This is a genomic window from Nonomuraea sp. H19, assembly GCF_052068215.1.
Lineage (GTDB): Bacteria > Actinomycetota > Actinomycetes > Streptosporangiales > Streptosporangiaceae > Nonomuraea.
In genome coordinates, this window is record NZ_JBQHCV010000049.1 from 14,883 (window position 1) to 38,445 (window position 23,563).

General features: G+C 70.0%; 19 protein-coding genes and 2 pseudogenes. 7 read left to right on the forward strand and 14 right to left on the reverse strand.

Features of this window, described 5'->3' with window-relative positions:
• Positions 1-8: 8 nt before the first annotated feature.
• From ACTMTI_RS52995 to ACTMTI_RS53020, 6 genes are all read left to right on the forward strand, one after another.
• Complete coding sequence (locus ACTMTI_RS52995) at positions 9-1,382, forward strand: ABC transporter substrate-binding protein (protein ID WP_441128636.1); 1,374 nt, start codon at positions 9-11, stop codon at positions 1,380-1,382.
• Positions 1,379-2,143, forward strand: a complete 765-nt coding sequence (locus tag ACTMTI_RS53000; RefSeq protein WP_441128637.1) for an ABC transporter permease — start codon at positions 1,379-1,381, stop codon at positions 2,141-2,143. Before ACTMTI_RS52995 ends, ACTMTI_RS53000 begins: the two co-directional genes overlap by 4 nt.
• Position 2,144: 1 nt before the next feature.
• Positions 2,145-2,885, forward strand: coding sequence for an ABC transporter ATP-binding protein (locus ACTMTI_RS53005; protein WP_441128639.1), 741 nt, complete (start codon positions 2,145-2,147; stop codon positions 2,883-2,885).
• Entirely contained in the window at positions 2,886-5,588 is a 2,703-nt protein-coding gene (locus tag ACTMTI_RS53010; protein WP_441128641.1) for a fumarate reductase/succinate dehydrogenase flavoprotein subunit, read from the forward strand.
• Positions 5,589-5,722: 134 nt separating this feature from the next.
• Positions 5,723-5,875 carry a hypothetical protein gene (locus tag ACTMTI_RS53015; RefSeq protein ID WP_441128643.1) on the forward strand — a complete coding sequence of 51 codons (153 nt, stop codon included), beginning with the start codon at positions 5,723-5,725 and terminating at the stop codon, positions 5,873-5,875.
• 8 nt (positions 5,876-5,883) lie between these two features.
• A complete protein-coding gene (locus ACTMTI_RS53020; protein ID WP_441128645.1) occupies positions 5,884-6,129 on the forward strand; it encodes a GNAT family N-acetyltransferase in 246 nt (81 codons plus the stop codon).
• Positions 6,130-6,174: 45 nt separating this feature from the next.
• On the opposite strand, the gene ACTMTI_RS53025 is transcribed toward ACTMTI_RS53020, so the two are convergent.
• The 9 genes and pseudogenes from ACTMTI_RS53025 to ACTMTI_RS53065 all read right to left on the reverse strand — a co-directional run bounded on the left by ACTMTI_RS53025 (position 6,175) and on the right by ACTMTI_RS53065 (position 16,246).
• A complete protein-coding gene (locus ACTMTI_RS53025; protein WP_441128646.1) occupies positions 6,175-6,471 on the reverse strand; it encodes a hypothetical protein in 297 nt (98 codons plus the stop codon).
• 89 nt (positions 6,472-6,560) lie between these two features.
• Positions 6,561-7,232 (reverse strand): annotated as a pseudogene (locus tag ACTMTI_RS53030) (LLM class flavin-dependent oxidoreductase); the annotation flags it as partial.
• A gap of 328 nt (positions 7,233-7,560) precedes the next feature.
• Positions 7,561-8,340: an ABC transporter ATP-binding protein gene (locus tag ACTMTI_RS53035; protein ID WP_441128648.1), complete on the reverse strand. Its 780-nt coding sequence runs from the start codon at positions 8,338-8,340 to the stop codon at positions 7,561-7,563.
• On the reverse strand, positions 8,337-9,128 hold the full coding sequence (locus ACTMTI_RS53040) for an ATP-binding cassette domain-containing protein (protein WP_441128650.1): 792 nt from the start codon (positions 9,126-9,128) through the stop codon (positions 8,337-8,339). Before ACTMTI_RS53040 ends, ACTMTI_RS53035 begins: the two co-directional genes overlap by 4 nt.
• Complete coding sequence (locus ACTMTI_RS53045) at positions 9,125-9,919, reverse strand: ABC transporter permease (RefSeq protein ID WP_441128652.1); 795 nt, start codon at positions 9,917-9,919, stop codon at positions 9,125-9,127. Before ACTMTI_RS53045 ends, ACTMTI_RS53040 begins: the two co-directional genes overlap by 4 nt.
• Complete coding sequence (locus tag ACTMTI_RS53050; protein WP_441128653.1) at positions 9,916-10,875, reverse strand: ABC transporter permease; 960 nt, start codon at positions 10,873-10,875, stop codon at positions 9,916-9,918. The genes ACTMTI_RS53045 and ACTMTI_RS53050 overlap by 4 nt, the downstream gene beginning before the upstream one ends.
• Positions 10,875-12,377 (reverse strand): ABC transporter substrate-binding protein, encoded by a 1,503-nt coding sequence (locus ACTMTI_RS53055; RefSeq protein WP_441128654.1) that lies wholly within the window; start codon positions 12,375-12,377, stop codon positions 10,875-10,877. The genes ACTMTI_RS53050 and ACTMTI_RS53055 overlap by 1 nt, the downstream gene beginning before the upstream one ends.
• 604 nt (positions 12,378-12,981) lie before the next feature.
• Entirely contained in the window at positions 12,982-15,249 is a 2,268-nt protein-coding gene (locus tag ACTMTI_RS53060) for an arylsulfatase (protein ID WP_441128656.1), read from the reverse strand.
• Positions 15,250-15,349: 100 nt separating this feature from the next.
• On the reverse strand, positions 15,350-16,246 hold the full coding sequence (locus ACTMTI_RS53065; RefSeq protein ID WP_441128658.1) for a TauD/TfdA dioxygenase family protein: 897 nt from the start codon (positions 16,244-16,246) through the stop codon (positions 15,350-15,352).
• Between the two features lie 340 nt (positions 16,247-16,586).
• Between ACTMTI_RS53065 and ACTMTI_RS53070 the strand changes: the two genes are divergently transcribed.
• On the forward strand, positions 16,587-16,886 hold the full coding sequence (locus ACTMTI_RS53070) for a hypothetical protein (RefSeq protein WP_441128660.1): 300 nt from the start codon (positions 16,587-16,589) through the stop codon (positions 16,884-16,886).
• 39 nt (positions 16,887-16,925) lie between these two features.
• Here ACTMTI_RS53070 and ACTMTI_RS53075 read toward each other — a convergent pair whose 3' ends face one another.
• The 5 genes and pseudogenes from ACTMTI_RS53075 to ACTMTI_RS53095 all read right to left on the reverse strand — a co-directional run bounded on the left by ACTMTI_RS53075 (position 16,926) and on the right by ACTMTI_RS53095 (position 23,251).
• Entirely contained in the window at positions 16,926-18,650 is a 1,725-nt protein-coding gene (locus ACTMTI_RS53075) for an RICIN domain-containing protein (RefSeq protein ID WP_441128661.1), read from the reverse strand.
• 90 nt (positions 18,651-18,740) lie between these two features.
• Complete coding sequence (locus tag ACTMTI_RS53080) at positions 18,741-20,141, reverse strand: family 43 glycosylhydrolase (RefSeq protein WP_441128663.1); 1,401 nt, start codon at positions 20,139-20,141, stop codon at positions 18,741-18,743.
• Positions 20,142-20,320: 179 nt separating this feature from the next.
• Positions 20,321-21,844: an RICIN domain-containing protein gene (locus ACTMTI_RS53085; RefSeq protein ID WP_441128665.1), complete on the reverse strand. Its 1,524-nt coding sequence runs from the start codon at positions 21,842-21,844 to the stop codon at positions 20,321-20,323.
• A gap of 93 nt (positions 21,845-21,937) precedes the next feature.
• Positions 21,938-22,237, reverse strand: a pseudogene (locus ACTMTI_RS53090) (RICIN domain-containing protein); the annotation flags it as partial.
• 24 nt (positions 22,238-22,261) lie between these two features.
• Entirely contained in the window at positions 22,262-23,251 is a 990-nt protein-coding gene (locus tag ACTMTI_RS53095; RefSeq protein WP_441128667.1) for a hypothetical protein, read from the reverse strand.
• Between the last annotated feature and the right edge of the window lie 312 nt (positions 23,252-23,563).

Below are 23,563 nucleotides of genomic sequence, written 5' to 3' on the forward strand. Positions count from 1 at the left end.
AAAGCGCCATGCGCATCGTTCTGGCGGCCCTCGCCCTGCTCGCCGCGGCCGGCTGCTCGGTCGCCGGAGCCGCGGGCGGCGACACGGGCAAGACGAAACTGGTCGTCGGCTACCAGTCGAAGACCATCAACACCGTCACCGCGGGCACCCTGCTGCGCTCGCTCGGCTACCTGGAGAAGCGGCTCGGCGACAAGTACACCGTCGAGTGGCAGGACTACGACACCGGCGCCCCCATCACGGCCAAGATGGTCGCCGGCAAGATCGACATCGGCTCGATGGGCGACTATCCGCTGCTGATCAACGCCTCCCGCACCCAGAACGTCCCCGCCGCCCGTACGGAGCTGATCTCCACCACCGGCTACAACCTGCGCGGCGGACTCAACATGGTCGTCGTCCCGCCCGCCTCGAAGGCGGAGACGCTGTCCGACCTGAAGGAGACCAAGGTGTCCGCCAGCGTCGGCTCCGCCGGGCACGGCACCCTGGTGCAAGCCCTGGAGAAGGCCGGGGTCACCGGGGTCGAGGTGGTCAACCACCAGCCCGCCGTCGGCGCCTCGCAGCTGGAGTCGGGCGGTGTCCAGGCGTACGCGCAGTTCGTGGCCTGGCCCGGCCTGCTCGTCTTCCAGGACAAGGGCCGCCTGCTCTACGACGGCTCCGCGCTGGACGTGCCGACCTTCCACGGCGTGGTGGTGCGTCAGGCGTACGCGAAGGAGCACCCCGACGTGGTCGACGCCTTCCTCAAGGCGCAGATCGACGCCACCCGCTACCTGCACGAGCACCCGCTGGCGGCGGCCGAGTCCGTGGCGAGGTCCACCGGCCTGCCTCCCGAGGTCGTCTACCTCTACAACGGTCCCGGCGGCATCTCCACCTTCGACGTCACGCTCAAGCCGCAGCTCAAGGCAGCGCACGAGCACGACGTGCCGTACCTGAAGCGCATCGGCACCGACTTCGGCGGCGTCGACGTCTCCGCCTTCGTCAACGACTCCTACCTGCGCAAGGCGTACGGCCCGGCGTACGACAAGGATGTGGCCTCCACGGCGAACCCCGCCGCGATCACCGGCACCGACCCCGTGTGCGGCCAAGCGGTCCAGGACCCGAAGACCGCGTCGGAGCTGTGGCTCGACGGCGCCGCCACGACACAGCCTGCGGCCACGCCCACCTGCCTGCTGCGCCAGATCGCCACCGCCAAGTCCAAGGTGCGCGCCGCCTACGTCCCCGACACCGTCACCGGCACCCGCTGGTTCGCCGACCACGCCGTGTGGCTCCGGGAGGGGTCGAGCTTCCTGCCCTTCACCACGCAAGACGGCGCCGACGCCTACCGGGCCGGCCATCCGAAGGCGGAGCCGGTCACGTACGACGCCGCGCTCAAGGAGATCGGCGCGTGAACGGCAGATGGGCCGTCAGGGTCGCCTCGGTCCTGGCTGCCGCCGGGGTGTGGCAGCTGCTCACCGCCACCGACGCCCGGCTGTGGCTCAGGTTCGACCGGCTGCCCACCCTCGACGAGATCGCGGCCGAGGCCGCCCGGCAGCTAGCCACCTCCGTCTACGCGCTGGACCTCCTGCAAAGTCTGATCCGCATCCTCACCGGGTTCGGCCTGGCCACGATCGCGGGCATCGCCGCGGGCGTCGTCGTCGGCAGATCGGCGCGGATCCGGGACGTGCTGCTGCCGCTGCTGGAGGCGGTGCGGCCGATCCCGGCGATCGCGCTCGTCCCGGTGGCGATCCTGATGTTCCCGACCGACGAGCAGGGCATCGTCTTCATCACCTTCGTGGCCGCCTTCTTCCCGATCATGGTCAGTACGCGGCACGCCGTCCGGGCACTGCCCACCCTGTGGGAGGACGCCGTCAGGACGCTCGGCGGCCGGCGACGGCACGTGCTCTGGAACGTCGTGCTGCCCGGCATCCTGCCGGGGGTGTTCGGCGGGTTGTCGGTCGGCATGGGCGTGTCGTGGATCTGCGTGATCTCGGCCGAGATGATCTCCGGTGAGTTCGGGGTCGGCTACCGGACGTGGCAGGCGTACACGCTGGTGGACTACCCCGGGGTGATCGTCGGGATGGTCACCATCGGGCTGCTCGGCTGGCTCACCTCGGCCGCCGTCGAGCTGATCGGGCGCCGGGTCACCCGCTGGCTGCCCAGGGGAGCGTGACATGACCACACTGGCACCACCCGAGCAGGCGCAGGCCGGGCTCGGGTTCACCCTGGAGAGGTTGTCCCTGGGCTACGGCGGCGACCTCGTCGTACGCGAGCTGGACCTGCGGATCGTGCCCGGCGAGGTGCTGGTCGTCGTGGGCGCCTCGGGCTCGGGCAAGTCGACGCTGCTGCGTGCCCTGGCGGGGCTGCTCCCGCCGGTCGGCGGCAACGTCCGCGCCGGCGACGCCGAGATCACCGGCACCTCGGCCGAACGTGCCATGGTCTTCCAGGACGACGGGCTGCTGCCCTGGCGCAACGTCCGGCGCAACATCGAGCTGCCCCTGCGCATCCGCAAGGTGGGCCGGCGCGAGCGCGCGGCCGCGGCGCAGGAATGGATCGAGCGCGTCGGCCTCGCCGGGGCCGAGGACAAGCTGCCGCGCGAGCTGTCCGGCGGCATGCGCCAGCGCGTGCAACTCGCCCGCGCCCTGGTGGCCGCGCCCCGCGCGGTGCTGATGGACGAGCCGTTCGGCGCGCTCGACGCCCAGACCCGCGCCCAGATGCAGCGCGTCCTGCTCGACGTGCTGGGCGACACCCAGGCGACTGTCGTCTTCGTGACGCACGACGTGGACGAGGCGCTGCTGCTCGCCGACCGGATTGCGGTGATCGGCGGCCACGGCCTGCGCGCGGTGCTCGACGCACGCGGGACGGACGAGCACGCACGCGCCGGGCTGCGCGACAGGATCGTGAAGGAGCTGTAGATGGAGATTCCCCCGATCGAGGACCGCCTGCACCTGGAGTGCGAGGTTCTGGTCGTCGGCGGCGGCACCGCGGGCACGATGGCCGCGATCACCGCGGCGGAGCGGGGCGCGCGCGTCCTGCTGCTGGAGAAGGCGCACGTCCGCCACAGCGGCGCCCTGGCCATGGGCATGGACGGCGTCAACAACGCGGTCATTCCCGGCAAGGCCACGCCCGAGGACTACGTCGCCGAGATCACCAGGGCCAACGACGGGATCGTCAACCAGAAGACGATCTACCAGACCGCCACCAGGGGCCATGACATGGTCCGGCGCCTGGAGCGCTACGGCGTCAAGTTCGAGAAGGACGAGTACGGCGAGTACGCCGTGCGCCGCGTTCACCGCTCGGGCAGCTACGTGCTGCCCATGCCGGAGGGCAAGGACGTCAAGAAGGTCCTCTACCGGGTGCTGCGGCGCCGCGACATCCGGGAGAAGGTCCGCATCGAGAACCGGGTCATGCCGGTCAGGGTGCTCACCTCCGGCGGCCGGGCGATCGGGGTGGCCGGCTTCGACACCAGGTCCGGGCGGTTCGTCACGGTGAGCGCCGGCGCCGTCATCCTCGCCACCGGCGCGTGCGGCCGCCTCGGCCTGCCCGCCAGCGGCTACCTGTACGGCACCTACGAGAACCCGGCCAACGCGGGTGACGGCCACGCCATGGCCTACCACGCCGGCGCCGAGCTCAGCGGCATCGAATGCTTCCAGATCAACCCGCTGATCAAGGACTACAACGGCCCGGCCTGCGCGTACGTGGCCAACCCCTTCGGCGGCTACCAGGTCAACAACAAGGGGGAGCGGTTCGTCGACTCCGACTACTGGTCGGGCCAGATGATGGCCGAGGTCGCCGCCGAGATCGCCTCGGCCCGTGGGCCCATCTACCTCAAGCTCACTCACCTGCCGGAGGAGTCCGTCTCGGCGCTGGAGAACATTCTGCACACCACCGAGCGGCCCACCCGCGGTACCTTCCACGCCGGGCGCGGCCACGACTACCGCACCCACGACGTGGAGATGCACGTCTCCGAGATCGGCCTGTGCGGCGGCCACTCGGCCTCCGGCGTGTGGGTGGACGAGAACGGGGCGACGACGGTGCCGGGCCTGTACGCGGCCGGCGACCTGGCCTGCGTGCCGCACAACTACATGATCGGCGCGTTCGTCTTCGGCGACCTGGCCGGCGCCCACGCCACCGCTCACCTCGGCGTGCCCCGCGAGCTGCCCGAGGAGCAGATCGCCGACGCCCACGAGCTGATCTACCGCCCGCTGCGCAACCCCGACGGGCCGCCCCAGCAGCAGGTCGAGTACAAGCTGCGCCGCTTCGTCAACGACTACGTCACCCCGCCCAAGACGGCCGCCAAACTGGACATCGCGCTGGAGTCCTTCGAGCGGATGCGCGAGGAGATCGCGTCGATGGGCGCGCGCACCCCGCACGAGCTCATGCGCTGCGTGGAGGTCGACTTCATCAGGGACTGCGCCGAGATGGCGGCCCGCGCCTCGCTCACCCGTACGGAGAGTCGCTGGGGTCTGTACCACGAGCGGGCCGACCTGCCCGCCCGCGACGACGCCGCCTGGCTGTTCCACCTGAACCTGCGCAAGCGTGGCGACGGCGCGATGGAATTCGTCAAGCGCCCGGTGGATCCCTACGTGGTGCCCGTGCCCGAGTTCGCCCCGGCCGCCGCCGAACCGGTGCTCCTGGGCGCGCACACCGCCACCACCGTGCGGCGGGCCGCCGCCACACGTGCCGACCGGGCCGCGGTCGGCCGCTCGCCCCGCATCCTGGAGCTGAACCGGCTGGCCGAGGAGCAGCCCACCGCGGCACAGCTCACTCCCTATCTGTCCGACCCCGACCCCAAGGTCAGGCGGGCCGCCATCGCCACGCTCACCGAGGTCGTCCCCGAGGGCGCCGGCGCGGCGCTGGCCGTCGCGCTCGGCGACGCCCACGGCACGGTGCGGCGGGCCGCGGCCACCGCGCTGAAGGAACTGGTCGAGGTACTGCCCGCCACCCCCGGACTCGGCGCGGCCCTGGCCGGTCAGCTCGGCGGACAGGACGCCGTGGTCCGGGCGTGCGCGCTCGACGTCCTGCGCGCCCTGCGGCTCGGCGACCGGCAGACCTTCGCCGCAGGGCTGGCCGACACCGACCGGCGGGTGCGCATCGAGGCGATCCGCGGGCTGGTGTCACTGGACGAGGCCGACCTCGTGGCCGCGGCCGCAATGGACCCGTCGCGGGAGGTCCGGGTGTGGACGGCCAAAGGGCTGGGCCTCATCGGCAAGCCGTCGGCCGCGCTGGCGGTCCTGGCCGCCGACCCCGACCCGCTCGTACGCGCCGCCGCGCTGGAGGCCTCCGGCGCGACAGGCGCCCCGCTGGAGGCCCAGGCCGCGCAGGCGATCCGCGACCCCGACTGGCAGGTACGCGTGGGAGCGGTCCGCTGCCTGGCCGCCGCGGATGCGGACGTCGCGTCGGGGCCGCTCGTCGGCGCGCTCGCGGACGCCAACCTCGACGTACGCAAGGCGGCCGTGCTCGCACTGTCGCCCTGGGCGGGCCGGCCCGAGGCGGCCGCCGCGCTGAGTGCCGCACTGTCGGACCCGGACGCCGACGTCCGCGCCCACGCCCGCAGTGCGATCGCCGGCGGGAGCGGATCCCGAGCTGAGGGAGCGTATCCAGAAGACCGACATTGACGAATGACGTCGAGGTGGACAGGGTGCTGCTTCCGTGAGGGCTAGAAACCGATCGGCTCGCGTACCAGCACCACCGTGGCCCGTTCCGGCAGGGCATCCCTCTCCACGATGAGGATCATGCCGATGAACGACGATTGACCGAACTCCTGGAGGCGGAGGTGCTCGCGCGGCAGGCTGTACGAGGCGGATCAGAGCCGCTGGCCGAGACGGCCCAGCAGATCGCCTCGGTGAAGCAGGCGGCGTTGCGGGCGGGGCGCGGTGACGCGCCCACGTTCCAGGTGGCGTAATCAGCGCCGTGTGCACAGATCCCGCGCATCGAGGCCGGGGACTGGCGACCAGGCTGGTGCTCGCCGTCGCCGCGGGCATGAGGAGCCGGGGCGAGACGCCGTTCCTGCACGCGTCGGCCGCCAACGTCGGCGCGATCCGTCTGTATGAGCGGCTCGGATTCCGCCTGCGCCGGACCACGGACTTCCGCACTGTACGGGTTCCGGCGCGGGACCCGTCCACCGGTACACCGGTGACGGCCAGGGAAGCCGCGTGACGCGGTTGAGCCGGGCGGTTCACCACACCAGGTGCAGGCCGGTGCTCATCCGCGCAGCAGCGGCAGAAGCCGATCGCCCTGGCGCTCGATCTCCGGCAGGTAGGGGGTGTCGGAGAGCACGAAGTGGGTGATGCCGAGGGCCTGGTATTTGCGCAAGGACTTGGCGACGTCCTCGGCCGAGCCGACCAGCCAAGTGGTGCCCGCGCCGCCGCCGCCGACCTTGCCTGGGGTGGTGTAGAGGTTGTCGTCGAGCACCTCTCCGCGTGCGGCCAGGTCGAGCAGCCGCTGCTGGCCGACGGCGGTGAACCGGTTCGGGTCGCGCGAGATGCCACCGTTCGCCATCTGCGCGACTTTGGCCTCGGCGTCGGCCCAGCCTGTTCGGTGGTGTCGCGCACCAGCGTGGTGATGCGCAGCCCGAACTCCAGCGGAGGGTGCTCGCGTCCGAGCTTCTCGCTGAGGCGCTTGAGCCGCTCAATCCGCTCGGCGACGCCGTCGAGTGGTTCGCCCCAGAAGAGCTGGACGTCGGCCTCGGTGGCGGCCACCTTCTCGGCGGCTTCGGAGGCGCCGCCGAAGTAGAGCGGGGGGTGCGTGCGTTCGCCGCGGACGACCGTGCGCGGCGCGACGGTGGAGCCGGTGACGCTGAAGTGCTCGCCGTGATAGGTGACGTTCTCCCCGGTCCACAGCTTGCGCACGATCTGGATGAACTCTTTGGTACGGGCGTAGCGGTGGGCCTGGTCGCCTTCGCTGTCGCCGTACGCGGCCAGGTTGTCCTTGCCCGACACGATGTTGATCAGCACTCGGCCCCCGGTGAGATGGTCGAGAGTCGCTGCGGCGGAGGCGAACTTGGCCGGATGCCAGTAGCCGGGCCGGACGGCGATCAGCGGCTGGAACGTCGTCGTCTGTACGGCAAGTGCGGTCGCGACCGTGAAGGTGTCGGGCCGTCCCCAGCCGGTGCCGATGAGCGCCCCGCTCCACCCGTGCTCCTCGAGGGCCTTGGCTTGGCTGGTGAGGGTCTCCAGGCTGTTGTGGTTCTCGACGACGTCGTCGCCGCGGTGCCCGGCCTGCGCTTGGTTCGGGATGTACCAGAGGAACTGCAGATTCATCAGCCGTTCTTCCTGTTCGGTGCTCCTATGATCCAGATCGCAATTTACCCACTCTTCATGTAGGTAAAGTGTAGATTTTCTCGGGTTGCTTCGATACTCCAGGCGCGAGATCGACTCCGCCGTCTTCGCCGGCGCGCTGTGTCAGCGCTGATCGGCTGTCGCACCACTCCGCATGTGAGTGCCAGCACCGGCAGCGTGGCCGGACGTGGTCTCTGGCCCTGGGGCCGCATCCCGGGTGGTGTGCGCCGGCGAGCGCCACGGCTCAGCGACGTAAAGCCGTAGCCGTACCGGCCAAGAGCCGCCAGTGCCACCTCCGGCCTCGATCACCTCAACGTTCAGCGCACTCCGCACTGGGCGGGCCGGCGCTCCGGCGCAGCCGCGGCACGCTGGCGACGAGCCGGCGCGTGTGGGGATGGCGAGGCGAGCCGAGCACGTCGGCGCTCGCCCCCTGCTCCACGATCCGCCCCCGGTCGAGCACGGCGATCTCGTCGCACAGGGCGGCGACCACGGCCAGGTCGTGCGAGACCATCACCACCGTCAGGTCCCTGGCGGCCTTCAGCTCGCGCAACAACTGCACCAGGCGCACGCGGGTGGTGACGTCCAGCGCGCTGACCGGCTCGTCGGCCAGCAGAATCCGCGGCTCGCACACGAGGGCCCTGGCGATCGCGATGCGCTGTCGCTGCCCTCCGGAGAACTCGTGCGGATAGCGGCGCGCGGCGTCCGCGGGCAGGCCGACGGCCCGCAGCGTCTCCGCCACCCGGTCGCCGATCTCGTCGCGGGCGCCGATCCGCATCGCGCGCAGCGGCTCCGACACGATGCGGTCCACGCGCTGCCGGGGATCCAGTGACGAGTAAGGATCCTGGAACACCGGCTGGACGCTCCGCCGGAACTCTCTGTCCGAGCGCAGCGCACGGCCGTCGAAGAGCACCTCGCCGCTGCTCGGCCTGGCCAGGCCCAGCAGCAGCCACAGCAGCGTCGTCTTGCCCGCGCCCGACTCGCCCACCAGCGCCAGGTTGCGCCCCGGCGACACGGCGACCGAGACGTCGGAGAGCACGGGCGCTCCACCCCGATACGCGAACCCGACCGCCCGGGCCTCCAAGATCGTCACGGTGCCATCCGATCGAGCTCAGCCTCGAACTCCCACGCGCTGTCCACCAGCGAGCGCGTGTAGGCGTGCCGCGGCTCCCGCACGATGTCCTCCGTCCTGCCCGACTCCACCGCGGAGCCGTCCTTGAGCACGACCAACCGGTCGGTCACGCCGGTCACCACGGCGAGGTCGTGGCCGATGAACAACAGCGCCATTCCCTTCCCAGCCACCAGGCCGTCGAGCAGCCTCAGCACCTCCGCCTGCACGGTCACGTCGAGCGCCGTGGTCGGCTCGTCGGCGATCAGCAGGTCCGGCTCGCAGGCCAGCGCCATGGCGATGGCCGCCCGCTGTCGCTGGCCGCCGGAGATCTCGTGCGGGTACGCGCTCGCCACCCGTTCCGGCAGGCGTACCTCGTCCAGCGCGGTCAGGACGGCGGCCCGCAAGGCCGCGCCGCGCAGCCCACGCCGGCGCCGGATGGGCCCGGCGATCTGCCTGCCGATGCGCATCAGCGGGTCCAGCGCCGTGAGCGGCTCCTGGAACACCGCGCTCACGGCCCGGCCGCGGATGCGGTCCAGCCGCCGGTCCGCCGCGCCGACGACCTGGGTGCCGGACAGCAGCACGCTGCCGTGTGCGGTCAGGCCCGCAGGAAGCAGGCCCAGGACGGCCAGCGCGGTCAGTGACTTGCCCGAGCCGGACTCGCCGATCAGGCCCAGCCGCTCGCCCGGCGCCAGCGTGAACGACAGGTCGCGGAGCAGCTCGTGGTCGTCGGCCCGTCGCACCGACAGGCCGTCGACGTCGAGCAGTGTCATCGGCTCCTCCCTGGGCCGAGGTCGCGCAGGCCGTCGGCCACCAGGTTCACGCCGACGACGAGCACGACCAGCAGCACGCCCGGCGCGATGGCCCCGACCGGCGCGGTGAGCACGGTGGCCTGGGCCTCGTGCAGCAGCCCGCCCCAGGAGGCGTTCGGCGGGGGAGGGCCGAGGCCGAGGTAGGACAGCGACGCCTCGGCCAGCACGGCGAGGCCGAGCTGGAGGGCCAGGTTGACCAGGAGGGTCGGCCAGATGTTCGGCAGCACGTGCTCGACGATGATCCGGGGCCACGAGCTGCCCGACGTGCGCGCCGCCGTGATGTAGTCCTGCGCGAGCACCCGTTTGACCAGGATCCTCGTCAATCGGGCGACCACCGCCGACATGGCCAGCCCGATCGCCAGCACCGCGGAGCCGAGTGACGCCTCGCGCACCGCCACCACGAGCATGGCGAGCAGCAGCGTCGGAAAGGCGATGAGCGCGTCGAGCGCCGCCGCCAGCGCGTCGTCCAACCACCGCGTGGCGAACCCGGCGGCCAGTCCCGCCGCCACCCCCAGCACGCCGCCGAGCAGCACGGACCCGGCTCCGGCCGTCAGCGCGATGCGGGCGCCGATCATGAGCTGGGTGAGGAGGTCGCGGCCCAGCTTGTCGGTGCCCAGCAGGTGGGCGCCGCCAGGCGGGGCCAGCCGGCCGCCCGAGGTGTCGGCCGGATCGTACGGCAACCACACCAGCGACACGGCGGCGACGGCGAGCACCACCCCGACCAGCACGCACCCGGCGACGAACCCCTTCACGGCCGCCCCAGCCGGGCGCGCAGCCGCGGATCGACCAGGCGTTGCACGACGTCGGCGGCGAACCCGATCACCAGAACCGCGAACGTGCTGACCGCGAGCACGCCCTGGATCACCGGATAGTCGTGCTCGGCGATGCCCTCGACCAGCAGGGTGCCGAGCCCCCGCAGCGCGAACACGCTCTCCACCACCACCGCGCCGAGGAACGTGGTGGCCAGCTCGATGCCGAGGATCGAAATGACGGGCGCCGCGGCGTTGCGCAGGCCGTGCCGCCACATCGCGCCCGCGAACGACTCGCCCAGCGCCCGCGCGGTACGCAAGTGGTCGCTGCCCAGCACGTCCAGCGTGGCCGAGCGGACGTACCTGATGAGCGAGGCCGACATGACCAGCGCGATGGTGACGACCGGCAGCACCAGCGCCGCCAGCGCGCGCCCCGGCTCGGCCCAGTCCTCACGCGGGAACCCGCCGGCCGGCAGCAGCCGCAGGCGCAGCGCGAAGACCGTCACCAGCAGCATGCCGATCCAGAACACCGGCACCGCGATGCCGAGCTGCGCGAAGCCGCTCAGCAGCGGTCCGTACCAGCGCCCGGCCCGGTGGGCGGCCAAGAAGCCCACCGGCACCGCCACCGCCACCGCCAGGGCGAACGCCAGCAGCGTCAGGGGCACGGTGACCGCCAGCCGGACGGCGATCTCGCCTCCGACCGGCAGTCTGCTGACGTAGGAGGTGCCGAGGTCGAGCCGGGCGAGCCCGCCCAGCCAGGTGGCGTACTGCTCGGGCAGCGGCAGGTTCGAGCCGGTCTGCCGACGCGCCGCCGCGATCTGCTCGGGCGTCGCGCCCATCGGCAGGAGCGCGTTGGCCGGATCGCCGGGGAGCAGCCGCAGCAGCACGAACAGCAGGGACGCCGCCAGCAGCAGGGAGCCCAGCAGGAAGGCGGTGCGGCGCAGCAGGTAGCGCGCCATCAGCCCTTCTTGATCCCGTACGCGTAGAACTGCGAGTTCAGGCCGTTGACCGGGTAGCCCGACAGCTTCGACGAGGCCACGACGATCTGCGGGTAGAGGTAGAGCCAGTCGCCGGCCGCGTCCTCGGCGATTCGCCTGTTGGCCTTCTTCAGCAGCTCGGTCTGCTCCTCGGCGGTCTTCGCCTGCTCCGCCTGCCGGATCCACTCGGTGACCTGCTTGTTGTCGTAACCCCAGTAGAAATCGGGGTTGCCGTACCACACGACGTCGCGGTCGTTGACGTGCTCCTGCAGGGTGGCGGCGAAGTTGTGACTCTTGAACACCTTGCTGTACCACTCATCGGCGGTGATCACATTGATGTCGACGGTGATGCCGACCTTGGCCAGCTCGCTCTTGATGAACGTGGCCGCCGTCGGGTGCGGGTCGTAGTTGGGCGTGTCGAGGGTGAAGCGGAAGCCCTTGGCGTATCCGGCTTCGGCGAGCTGCCGCTTGGCCAGCTCCACGTTGTACGGGTTCACCGTGGTCAGGTCCTCGTACCACGGGTCGGTGGGCGGCACCATCGAGCCGATCAGACTGCCGTGGCCCGCCCAGATCGACTCCAGCAGCTTGGCGTTGTCGATGGCGGAGGAGACGGCCTTGCGCACCAGCGGCTTGTCGAACGGCGCCTTCCTGTCGTTGAAGGCGAGCAGCAGCTTGGTCGTGGAGTGGCCCTCGCTGACCTTGTAGTCGGGGTTGCCGGTGAACTGGGCCAGCGCGTCCGGGCTCTGCTCGCTCGTGACGACGTCCACGGCACCGGTCACGAGCGCGTTGTTGAGCGCGGTGGCCTCGGTGAAGTAGTGGAACACCACGCCGCCATTGGCGGGCCGCGCCCCCCAGTAGCCGGGGAAGGGCTCCAGGCTGAGTGTGGAGCCGCGCTTCCATGCGCCCAGCTTGTACGGTCCCGTGCCGTCCTCGCTCGTCGCCAGGTCCTTGGCATCGGCGTTGACGATCCACACGTAGCTGAGGTTGTACACCAGGGAGATCGACCTGCTCGCCAGCTTGACCACCACGGTGCGGTCGTCGGGCGCGGCCACGGACTCGATCACTTCGAGCTGGCTCTTGCGCGCCGACTGGGAGTCCTCGTCGATGACCCGCTCGATGCTGTGCTTCACGTCCGCGGAGGTCAGTGCCTTGCCCGAGTGGAACTGCACGTCCTGGCGCAGCTTGAACGTGTAGGTGAGACCGTCGGCGGACACCGCCTGACTCTCCGCCAACAGGTTCTCCACCTTGCCCGCGTCGGTGAGCCTGGACAGGCCCTCGTAGACGTTGCCGTTGAACGCCTCCGTCACTCCTTGGCCGCCGCCGCCCGTGTTGTCGAGGTTCTGCGGTTCGTACAGGGAGCCGATCTCGATCGTGGCGGCCGTGCCGCCGCTCGGGCTGTTCTGGGGCGCGGCCGCCGGGCCGGAGCCGCATGCGGCGAGAGCGAGGGCCAGTGCGGCCGCGACGCCGGCGAACTTCCTGGTCAACGTGACTCCTGAGCAAATAGGTCACCACGCGGGACGGTGGCGGCTTCTATGTATATCAAGTAGGTAATGTCTGATTATATGGTGAGCAACCGACACCGACAGGCCGCCGCCCGCTGGTGACCCGGCGCCGGGCTCGCCGGGTTGTTCGCCCCAGGGCGGCCTCCCCGTGCTGCTGGCGGTTTGCGCCATGTGCCAGAGCGCCGCCGCGGGGCTGGTCATCTCGCCTCTCCAGGCCTCGGTGCTCCAGTACGCGCCGGCGGAGGTGGCCGGGGTGGCGGGCGGCATCCTCCAGATGGCGCAGCGCATCGCGGCCGCGATCTGCATCTCGGCGGTAGCGGCATTTACCTGGGCGGCTCCGCGGGCGCCGGATACGGCGCGGCCTACTGGCACGCGGTCCTCTTCTGCGCGGGGTCCGTCTTCGCGGCGATCGTCTCGCTTCTCGGGATCCGAACGGCCCGCCCACCCTCGTGACGACCGGCCCGCTACAGGGGCGTCCCACAGCACGGTCGGCCCGTACTCGGGACGGCCTTCCTGTCCCCGGTGCGCGCCCGCCGGGACCTCCCACGCTGAGCCCGTCCGGCATTGATGAGGCCGGTCGCGCGGCTCAGTCGAAGGAGTCGGCGGCGGCGCGTAGGGTGGCCAGGACCTCCTTCGGGTCGTAGGCGGCAGGCGCTCCGGGCCGGTAGGTGACGGAGATCAGATCGCCGCTGTAGGGGAAGGGGCCGTGGCGTTCGTAGACGGGCCAGGAGACGGGGGAGCGGCGGTCGATGCCGACATCGATGCCCTCCATCGGAGCCAGCCCGATCAGCATGCGCACCCCCTCCAGCTCGGCGCCGCGGTGACCGTCCAGCTCCAGCCGCAGGTCCCAGCGGAAGCCGGGCAGCGCGGCGGCGGTCAGCGAGACCATGTGCGAGCCCGGCCTTAGGTGATCAGCGGCGACCACCTTCAGCTCGCCGTACTCGTTGTAGGCCAGATGGACGCGGCCGTCCTCGACGTAGAGGCCGTAGCCGCCGCCCTGATCGCCGTGGGCCACGAGCACGCCCTGGTCGGAGGGGCCGTGGGTGAGCCGCACGTCGATGCGGAAGTCACGGAACGCGATCAGCTGGGCGGCGCGGTAGCGCTCCAGCGTGGGCGTGCCGGGCAGAAGGGTGACGGGCTCGTGGAAGGCGGCCTCCGCGGGCGGGCGGGCGGTCCAGAGGTAGCCGGTGCCGTCGTCGAGCGGGAACACCTGGTTCTGCCAGGCGGCGCTTTCCCACGCCGCGGCCAGCTCGGTCACCAGCTCCGGATGGTCGGCGGCCAGGTCGCGGGCCTCGGTGGGGTCGGCGCGGAGGTCGTACAGCTCCCAGGGATCGTCGTCGTGGGGACGGCCGGGACGGTGCAGGGCGACGAGTTTCCAGCCGTCGCGGTGGAAGGCGCGGTTGCCGGTCATCTCGGCGTACTGCTCGCGGTGGGTGCTGGGCGCCGCCGGGTCGGTCAGGGCGTCGGCGAAGGATGTCCCGTCCAGCTTCGCCGCGGGTTCGGGACGGGCCACGCCGGCGAGCTCCAGCAGTGAGGGGAGCACGTCGGTGACGTACTGGTAGCGGTCGCGCAGTCCCGCCTCGCGCAGCCTGGCGGGCCAGGACAGGAGGAACGGCGCGCGTACGCCGCCCTCGTGGGTGGTGCCCTTGTACAGGCGGAAGGGCGTGTTGGAGGCCATGCCCCAGCCTCGCGGGTAGTGGACCATCGCCTGCGGCCCGCCGATCAGCTCGGGATCACGCGGCACATCGGGGCCCCAGTCCACGCTGAGCACGGCCCGGTTGCCGAATGCTTTGAAGTAGGAGCGGGTGCCGCGCGCGCCGCCCTCGCCGGTGCCGCCGTTGTCCGAGGTGAAGATCACGATGGTGTTGTCGAGCTCTCCGTACTGCTCGATCACGGTCAGCAGGCGGCCCAGGTTCTGATCGACGTTGTCGACCATCGCGGCGTAGACCTCCTGGTACCGGGCGAACAGCTCCCGCTCCTCCGCGGGGAGCGAATCCCAGACGGGGACGTCGTGGAAGGGTTCGCTGTTGCGCGGCGGCAGCGCGGTACCTTCGGGGAAGAGCCCGTCGGAGAGTTGCCTGGCGAACCGCTCCTCGCGCAGCGCGTCCCAGCCCTTCCCATACTTGCCCCGATATTTCGCGATGTCGGCGGGCTTGGCCATGAGCGGGCCGTGCACCGCCGGATGCGCCAGATACAGGAAGTACGGTTTGCGCGCGTCGTGCGCCCGCAACGACTTGATCATCCCGATCGCCTGGTCGGTGAGGTCGTCGGTCAGGTAGTAGCCCTCGGGGTAGGCGTCGGTCTCGATCGGGGAGTTGTCGCGTACCAGGCGGTGCGGATGGTGCAGCGACGTCAGCCCCTCCAGGATGCCGTAGAAGCGGTCGAAGCCCTTCTGTGTCGGCCAGGAGGAGCGCGGGGCGCCGTCGTGCATCGTGGCGTCCTTGGTCAGGTGCCACTTGCCGACCGCGAAGGTGGCGTACCCGGCTCCGCGGAGGATCTCAGGCAACGTCGGCACGTCGTCGGCGATCTCGCAGGCGTAGCCGGGGAAGCCGGGATCGGCGTTGGCCACGAAGGCGTACCCCGCCCGGTGGTGGTTGAGCCCGGTCAGCAGGCTGGCGCGGGAGGGGGAGCAGAGCGGGGTGGTGTGGTAGTTGGTGAAGCGCAGACCGCGGGCGGCGAGCCGGTCGAGCGTGGGGGTGTCGATCTCGGAGCCGTACGGCCCGATGTCGGCGAAGCCCATGTCGTCGAGCAGCACCAGGACGATGTTGGGGGCGCCCTCGGGCGCGCGCACCTGTTCCGGCCACCAGGGGGCCGACTCGGCCACGGTCCGGCCGACACGTCCATGGAACGTCATGTGGCTTCCTCCGGGGGTGTGGCGGGCGGGGCACTCCGAAGCCCCGGCCGCACGCCCCGGCCACGTCGTTGGGGCCGGGGTCGTACGGCGGTCGACGGGGTCAGGCGGCGATCGGTGAGTACGCTGCGGCATCACCCGCCAGCACTACGCTGGGCCGCCCGTCCACTCCCACTGGCACGTCGCCGGCGATGGTGACCCGGTGCAGGTGACGCGGCCGGTCGCCGAAGTCGTGCACCACCCGGTGCTGGGTGGCCCGGTTGTCCCAGACCGCCACGTCGCCGGGCGCCCAGCGCCAGCGCACGGTGTTCTCCACCTCGGTGACGTGCTCCTGGATCAGCCGGATGAGCGCGGCCGAGGTGGACTTGGACAGGCCCACGAGGTGCTTGGCGAAGTCGCCGAGCAGGATCGAGCGTTCACCGGTCTCGGGGTGCACGCGCACGACCGGGTGCTCCGTTTCGAACACCGTCGAGGCGAACACCTTGGCGTACTCGCGGCTCCGGTCGTCGGCGCCGGTCAGGCGGGCGTAGTCGTAGGCGTTGGTGTGCACCGCGCGCAGCCGGTCGAGCAGGTCGCGCAACTCGGCGGGCAGGTGCTCGTAGGCGGTGACGGTGTTGGTCCAGAGCGTGTCGCCGCCCGAGTCGGGGACGGTGACGGCGCGCAGGACGGAGGCCAGCGGCGGCCGGTCGACGAACGTGACGTCGGTGTGCCACCGGTCCACCTTGTGGCCGTTGCGGTAGTCGAGGTCGAGGATGTGGGCGTTGCCGTCGAGCGCGGGCACGGTCGGGTGCGCCGCAGTCGGCTCGCCGAGGAGGCTGGCGAAGGCCACCTGGCTGCGCTCGTCGAGGTGGTCCTGGCCGCGGAAGAAGATCACCTTGTGGCGCAGCAGGGCCTGGCGGATCTCCGCGACCAGGTCGGCGGGTAGGTCGCCGCCGAGCCGCACGCCGGTGATCTGGGCGCCTATGCGACCGGCTACAGGGGCGATGGACAGGGATGACATGGGTTTGGTCCTTCCGGTTGAGGGCTGGCCTGCAGTCGGAAGGAGGGACACAGCGCGCTGGCCACGCGGCAGTAGTCCACGTGGCCCCGGATGGTCAGATCCGTGGTCGTCACGCTCCCCAAGGTAGATCGAGTGTGATCACATAGTCAACAAATTATGTAGGAAATATGGGTTTATCTCAGGGGTGAGCTTGACGAAACCAAAGCGGTCGGCCGGTCGGCCCCACCGCAAGCCGTGAGGGCGAGCGCTGCCGCAGCCAGGACAGCCGGTGTGGAGGTCGTATGCATACCGGCGAAATATCGCCTTTGGTCCGGATTGGTCCTAGGGCATGCTTGCGGCCGTGACCGACGCCGCCTCCGCCCCCGACGAGTCCGCCGGCAACCCCGCTCAGCCCGGCGACGTGCCGGGGAGTGGCTGGTTCAGTCCGGGGGTGGCCGGCATGGGCGGGGCGAGCTTGCTCGCCGACGTCGGGCACGAGGTGCCCTCCGCGCTGCTGCCCAGCCTGCTCACCCCCGCCCACGGCGCCGCCGGCGCGACCATGATCGCATTGGCCCTCTACGCGGCCTACAAGCTCGTTTCCCGATCCGTCCGGCTCTCCCGGCAAAGAGCACATAGCACGCGCTCGGCACCGGGGGCGTGAGGGCCGTACCGCGGATCCGCGGTCACGTCGAGATGACCGTTAGACGGCCGTGCGCGACCACTGCTGGTTGGTGCCGGTGTTGCACGGATACTGCTTGAGGATCACGCCGTCTGCGGTCGATGCGGACGGTACGTCCACGCATTTGCTGCTGTGTCGTGCCCGGAGCTGGAAGTAGCTGCCGTTGGCGACCATCTGGAACTGCTGGTTGGTGCCGGTACCACAGGTGTACTGGATGAGCTCGGCACCGTCGGCGGTTGAAGCGCTCACCACATCGAGGCACTTTCCGCTGTGGCGGCTGATGATGCGCCAGTAGCCGCTGCCGGCGTCCTGGAACTGCCACTGCTGCCACGCGTTGCCGCCGTACGTGTACTGGCCGACGCGCGCACCGTTGTCGGTGTTCGGTTGTTGGACGTCCATGGCCTTGCCGCTGTGGCGCACGTTGATCCTGTAGGTGGAGTCGCCGCCGCCGATGGTGTCGCCCCAGGCATACCGGATCCGGTCAGCGCCGGAGGTGTTGCGGACGGTCAAGTTGAGATTGGTGCCGCTGCCGCTCAGGGCGTACATCGAGTACCAGTCGTAGCCGATGTCGCCCGGCTTGCCGCCGAGGGCGGGCCAGTAGGTTCCGCCCATTTGGTTGTCACGCATGACCTGGGCCATGGCGCGGATGTGGCGCACGAAGTTGTCGGTGCTGTTCGCGTCGCCGTAGTTGAGGCCGGTGGACATCGGCGCGCCGAATTCGGTGGCGACCGCGCGGGAGGCGCAGTTGCCCAGACGCGTCTGAATGTGGCTTCGGAAGGCGTCGTAGGTCATCGCGCTGTAGAAGAAGGCGTAGTGGTGGAAGGACAGCAGCGTCGAGTTGAAGCGGCTGTCGTTGCAGATGTCCCGCAGGTCCTGGCTGTAGCCGGTGCCGCCGATGAGCACCCGGCTGGGCACTGCCGAGGTGTGATAGCTGAGCCAGTTCGCTGCGACGTTGCGCCATTCCGCCGATGTGTAGCCGTGCGGCTCGTTCATCGGTTCGAAGTAGACGTTGCTGTTCGAGCCGTACGTGTTGGTCACGCTGGACCACATCGTGTTCCATGCGGCGATGTTCGTGATCTTGCCACCGGAGGCGGCGCCGTCCTCCCAATATGCGAGGATGACCTTGAATCCACGGGCGGTGGCGGCGTCAATGGCGCCGCGGTAGGCGTTCCACCAGGTGGTGTTGGCCACGGTGTGAGTGTTGATAGGCAGCCGGACGGTGTTGACCCCCATGGTGGAGGCCATGGCGTCGTAGAGGGCGTTGGCCTTGGCCCGTACTGTCGCGTTGCTGTCGGACTGGCTCAGGCCCTGCACGACGAGCGTGCCGGTGCTGAAGTTGTCACCCAGCACGGCCCAGTTCATGCCTCGGAATTGGCGGGTGGCGGCATTGGCCGGCGACTCGGAGACGACGAGGCTTGCCACTGCGGTGAGTGCGGTCACCACAAGGGCGATCAGCAACCGGCGTAACGACCGGGTGCTCCTCGATGGTCCTGATGAGTAACCATCAGACGCGGTGATCAGTGTCATGAAATGTCCAATCACTAGATCTAAATTGCTGGGTCTAACCTCACTTGCAGACATCATGTTGCTGACGCACGTCCGGGCGCGCGCATCGTGCTGCTCCAACAGCAGGACCGGCGGCTGGGGGACATTGCTACGTACGTAGGGACGGCGGCGGTGACTTAGGTCGGCCGTGTTCGCCGAAGCCTTCGACGCCGTGCTGCTCGATGCCGGGATCCGCATCATGGCGCTCGACATCCATCGACTTGGGGGCATCCTGAGGGAGTATCGGCATGCGGCTCGACCTGGCCGGATGATGAATCGCCACCCACAGGCTCAGAGGGTCGGCACGATCGGACGGATCGTTCCGTCTGCGGCGAACTCCATCCGGTCGACGGCCACCTCCCTGTTGGTCCCGTTCCCTGCTGGCACGGCGAACCGGTGGTAGGCGATGTACCACGTGTCGGTGCCGGGCATGCGGACGACCGAATGGTGCCCGGTGCCCTTTATTCCGGCCTCCAGCCGCTTCTGCAGCACCACGCCGCGCTTGGTCCACGGTCCCAGCGGGCTCGCCCCGGTCGCATACGCCACTCGGTAGTCCTCGCTGCGGGTGTCGTTCTCCGACCACATGAGGTAGTAGATCCCGCCGCGTTTGAACACGAACGGCGCTTCGTTGTAGCCCGATGGGGTGATCGTCCGTACTTGCGCTGGGTTGAAGGAGGTCATGTCGCCGTTCAGTGGCACGACGTGGGCGACGCCCTGCCCCCAGTAGAGGTATGAGCGGCCGTCGTCGTCGGTGAAGACCATCGGATCGATCGCCTGGCCGGAGTACTGGCCGGCGGCGATGAGCGGCCGTCCGAGCGCGTCCCGGAACGGGCCCGTCGGCGAGTCGGAGACCGCGACGCCTAGCTGCTTGGCGGTGTTTCCGGTGGCGGCGCCGCCGCTGAAGTACAGGTAGTAGCGGCCATTGGCCGCCGCGACCGCCGGGGCCCAGGCCGAGTCGTCTGCCCAGGACACGTCGGGGCCGTGATCCAGGACAACGCCGTGGTCGGTCCAGGTCACCAGGTCGGCGGAGGAGAATGCCTTGTAGTACGTGCCGCGCCAGGCCGCGTAGCCGTCGGTCGTCGCGTACAGGTAGTAGCGGCCGTTGATCGCGGTGACGTGCGGGTCGGCGAACAGGCCGGGGATCACCGGGTTCCGGTTCGTCTTGGGTGCCCACGGCGCGGCGATCCGGAACGAGCTGTCCGCGCGGAAGGTCGCGGTGTCCTGGTACGGGTCCAGCCAGAGCTCGAAGTCGCGGTGCCTGATCCGCCGGTTCGGATAGTTGTAGGAGGTCAGCGACGTCGATCCGGCGACGGAACCGTCGACGGCGCAGAACGTGGCGTCAGCCCGGAACGTCGCGTCGCCGGTGTTGGCGTCCACACGCAGCCGCCAGTCGCGGTGCCGCAGAAATCGGCCGTCCTTGGTCTGGAAGGAGTAGCAGGAGGGCATGGCCAGGCCGTTGACGATTGTGAAGGTCGCGTCGAGCTTGGTTTGGGTCGCGGCGGCCGAGGTGACCGGGTCGACGCGGCCGAGCGCGTCGGCGTGCCGGACGTACCGGCCGGGGTAGTTGACCGATTCCAAGGACCGGGCGCCGGTCGGCAGCGTCGCGGCAAGCGCCGGAGCGGCCGTAGCCACTAGGTCAAAGCAGGCCAGAACGAGCGCAGCCGTGGCGGCCGCCCATCTGCTCACCGTCATGCGTGCCTCTTTCCGAGCGCCATCGATGTCAGCGCTATCAGTCTTGGGTGGAGAGTCGATTCATCATCCGGCCAGGTCAGGCGCCGTCATAGGGATCGGCGACCGCGCCGCCGCGCGGGTCGAGCCGTTGACGGGTGATAACACGGGCGGGGCGCTCGGCGTGTCGAGCGGCTGGCGGCTCAGCCCCAGCGTTGCAGTAGCCGGTCGTACTCGGCCTGGGTGATCGGCAGGACGGTGCCGTGGCGCGGCCGGCCGGGCATGGTGTAGCCGGAGACGGGTGACCATTGCCGGGTGTTCAGGTCGGTGGTCGTGAACGGTACGTAGCCCCGCCCCCCGTACTCGTCGATGAACATGTACCAGCGCTCGTCGGTGTTCGATTTGAAGACCAACGGACCCTCGCCCTGGCTGATCGCGTTGTTCCCGAGGCATTCCGCGACGAACGAGTAGGTGCGGTTGAGCATGGTCGCCGACTTCTCCGCGAGGATGAACTTGCCGCACGCGGTCTGCGACGAGCTCCGCTCGTCCTTCGTGAAGCGGTAGTAGGTACCGTTGTGCTTGATGAGCGTCGAATCGATCGTCGAGTAGCCCTTGTCGACCCAGACCTGCGCGGCGCTGAAGGTCCGGAAGTCGGATGTCGTGGCGTACATCATCCGGTTGTAGGTGTTGCCGGTGTGGTTCGGGTCGCCGGCGGAGTACAGCTTCGACGCCCAGAACACGACGTACTGGCCGAGTCCCTCGTCGTAGTACGCCTCCGGGGCCCACGTGTTGCCAGCCGTGTCCGGTGAGACGCGTGCCAGGCGCGGCGCGCTCCAGTTCACCAGGTCGGTCGACTCCCAGACCACTATGGACTTGCTGCCCGTCCGCTGGACCTGGTCCCAGTTGCCGTTGCCGTACATCCGCAGGTCGGTGGCGATCTGGTAGAACTTGTCGCCCTGCGGGGAACGGATGATGAACGGGTCGCGCACGCCGCGGGTGCCCACGGTCGAGGTCAACACGGGCCGCCCACCGTTGAGCTGGCGCCACCGAGTCGGGTCGTTGCCCTGGCTGAGCGCGAAATAGACCTGCTCGCCGGCGGAGGTGTTCTCGCCGGTGAAGTAAGTGAACAGATAGCCGGCGTACTTCGGGGCCGGTGGCGCGTCGGCCCGGACCAGTTGCCACTGCTGGTTGGCTGCGCCCGTGTCGGTGTACTGAGAGATCCGCGTGCCGTCGGCAGTGGACTGCTCCCAGACGTCGAGGGCCTTGCCGCTGTTGCGGTTGATGAGCTTGACATATCCGCTGTCGGTATCCACGACTTGGAATTGCTGGTTGGTGCCGCCGTTATCGGTCCACTGGACGACGTTCGCACCGTTCGCCGTGGACGCCGAGGCGACGTCCACCACCTTGCCGCTGTGCCGGGCTCGGAGCCTGTAGTAGCCGCTGCCGGCGTCGACGAACTGGAACTGCTGGCTGGCCTGGTCGGCGCGGGTCCGTTGCTGGACGACAGCGCCGTCGGCGGTCGACTGGTCGGCGATGTCGACCGCTTTGCCGCTGTGCCGCGAGACGATCTGGTAGTACGCCGCCGGGTCGATCACGGCCGCGTTCGCCGACGGTCCCGTGACCAGTGCGGCGGCGCCGCTCGCGATCAGTGCGCCGATGAGGACGAATGTGATGCGACGCCGGTGCGGACGTCGCGGTGAGGTCCGATCGTGGAAAAGCTGTGTCATTGAACCCGTCCAGTGTGGTTGTGAAGGGTTGCCGGCGCCATGTCGGGGCACCGCCCGCCCTGCTGCCCGAGCGGTGCCCCGTCAGGTCTCGTGTCAGACGCGGCGCCGGGTGAAGCGCTGGTTGGGGCTGCCGTTGTAGGTGTATTGGGAGATGCGGGCGCCGTCGGCGGTGGAGTGCTGCCAGACGTCCATGGCCAGGCCGGACTCTCGGTTGACGAGGCTGATCACGTCACCGCCGTGGTCCACAATGCGCCATTGCTGGCTGGTGGCGGTGCTGGAGGGTTGCTGGGTGATGTCGGCGCCGCTGCTGTTGCTGGCGATCTGGAGGAAAAGGCCGCTGTGGCGGGCCTTGACGCGGACGTGGCCGTCGCCGGAGTCCACAAACTCGAACTGCTGGTTGGGGCGACTATTGGTGGTTCACTGGATGAGCCGTGCGCCGACGGCGGTGGAGGCCTCGTTGACGTCGGCGGCCTTGCCGCTGTGCTGGGCCACCAGGGTGTAGGCGGCCGGGCCGCCGGGCGAGTCACCCAGCTGGGCTTCCCACCTGGTGTTGGGCCCGGCCGCGTCGGAGGGGAGGCGGTCGCGTGCGGCGGTGTCGCCGTACATGGTCCAGCGGGCCCAGTCGACGACGGTGTTCGGGAAGCGGTTGTCGCTCCAGAAGCTGGTGTGGCTGCCGCCGACGAAGGTGAGGAACGCCTTGGGCCAGGTCATCTCCGTGTACGCCTGCCGGGCCGAGGAGTACTGGGTGGTCGGGTCCCGGTCGCCGTGGACGAACAGAACCTTGGCGGAGACCGAGGCGGCGGGGTTGCCCATGTCCTCGCAGGACTGCGGGTTGGCGGAGATGATCCGGCTGTCGGGCCAGGAGGTCAGCAGGCCATGGGTGATCATGCCGCCCAGGGAGTGGCCCGAGACTCCGACGCCGATGCCGGTGTTGATGTGCCCGGCCAGCGGTCCGCTCGTGTTGAGGGCGAGGGTCTGGGTGAGCGTCTGCGAGACGTCCTTGGAGGTGTTGCCGTTTCTGACGTCGTCGAAGTTGTGGTTGAAGTGCGGGGCGGGGACGATGAAGCCCGCCGCGGCCAGGGCCCGGATGATGAACAGGGAGTTCTGCGGGCTGCTTTGGAAGCCGTGGGTGAAGTTGTAGACGGGGAAGACACCGTTGGCGACCGGGGCGTTGGTGACCGGGTTGCCGCCGGGGGTGCCGGCGGCGGGGTAGTAGACGTAGGTGGTGCACGGGCGGCTGCCGCGGGTCCAGTCATACCGGCGCACGCCGACCGCGAACGGCGTGGTCGGCGCCGTGTCCAGCGGTCCGACGGCGGCGAGCGCCTGCCCCGCGCCGAGCAGGGACAGGCCGAGGCCTGCCGCTCCGGCCGCGCTCACGCTGAGGAATGTCCGCCGTTGCATGGTCATGGATGACTCCTTGGGTGCAGGGATGGCTGTTGCGATTGGAGTTCGGTTGGGTCCGTTGCCGGAGTTGTTGATGTCGGCCGGGTTCCAGCCGTTGCCCAGTACGGCGTGCTAGGCGGGCCCGCGGTAGGGACTTCGATGGCTCCCGCGTTGTGAGCCCGCACACCGCGGCGCCGCGGACATCCTCCTGACCGCACGTAGTGAGTAGTCAGCCGGCGGTGGCGCCGAGGTCGAGGTGGTCGATGTTGGGCAGTCCGGCTGCGGTGGTCGGGTCCCATCGGATGGTGTTGCCGCCGGCGTTCAGCGGGACCGTCA

Coding starts and splice junctions, on each gene's coding strand:
- ACTMTI_RS53075 (WP_441128661.1), bottom strand. CDS start 18,650: ATGATGCGGATCCCGGCATCGAGCAGCACGGCGTCGAAGGCTTCGGCG.
- ACTMTI_RS53005 (WP_441128639.1), top strand. CDS start 2,145: ATGACCACACTGGCACCACCCGAGCAGGCGCAGGCCGGGCTCGGGTTC.
- ACTMTI_RS53080 (WP_441128663.1), bottom strand. CDS start 20,141: ATGACGGTGAGCAGATGGGCGGCCGCCACGGCTGCGCTCGTTCTGGCC.
- ACTMTI_RS53040 (WP_441128650.1), bottom strand. CDS start 9,128: ATGACACTGCTCGACGTCGACGGCCTGTCGGTGCGACGGGCCGACGAC.
- ACTMTI_RS53085 (WP_441128665.1), bottom strand. CDS start 21,844: ATGACACAGCTTTTCCACGATCGGACCTCACCGCGACGTCCGCACCGG.
- ACTMTI_RS53010 (WP_441128641.1), top strand. CDS start 2,886: ATGGAGATTCCCCCGATCGAGGACCGCCTGCACCTGGAGTGCGAGGTT.
- ACTMTI_RS52995 (WP_441128636.1), top strand. CDS start 9: ATGCGCATCGTTCTGGCGGCCCTCGCCCTGCTCGCCGCGGCCGGCTGC.
- ACTMTI_RS53095 (WP_441128667.1), bottom strand. CDS start 23,251: ATGACCATGCAACGGCGGACATTCCTCAGCGTGAGCGCGGCCGGAGCG.
- ACTMTI_RS53065 (WP_441128658.1), bottom strand. CDS start 16,246: ATGTCATCCCTGTCCATCGCCCCTGTAGCCGGTCGCATAGGCGCCCAG.
- ACTMTI_RS53050 (WP_441128653.1), bottom strand. CDS start 10,875: ATGGCGCGCTACCTGCTGCGCCGCACCGCCTTCCTGCTGGGCTCCCTG.
- ACTMTI_RS53060 (WP_441128656.1), bottom strand. CDS start 15,249: ATGACGTTCCATGGACGTGTCGGCCGGACCGTGGCCGAGTCGGCCCCC.
- ACTMTI_RS53025 (WP_441128646.1), bottom strand. CDS start 6,471: ATGGCGAACGGTGGCATCTCGCGCGACCCGAACCGGTTCACCGCCGTC.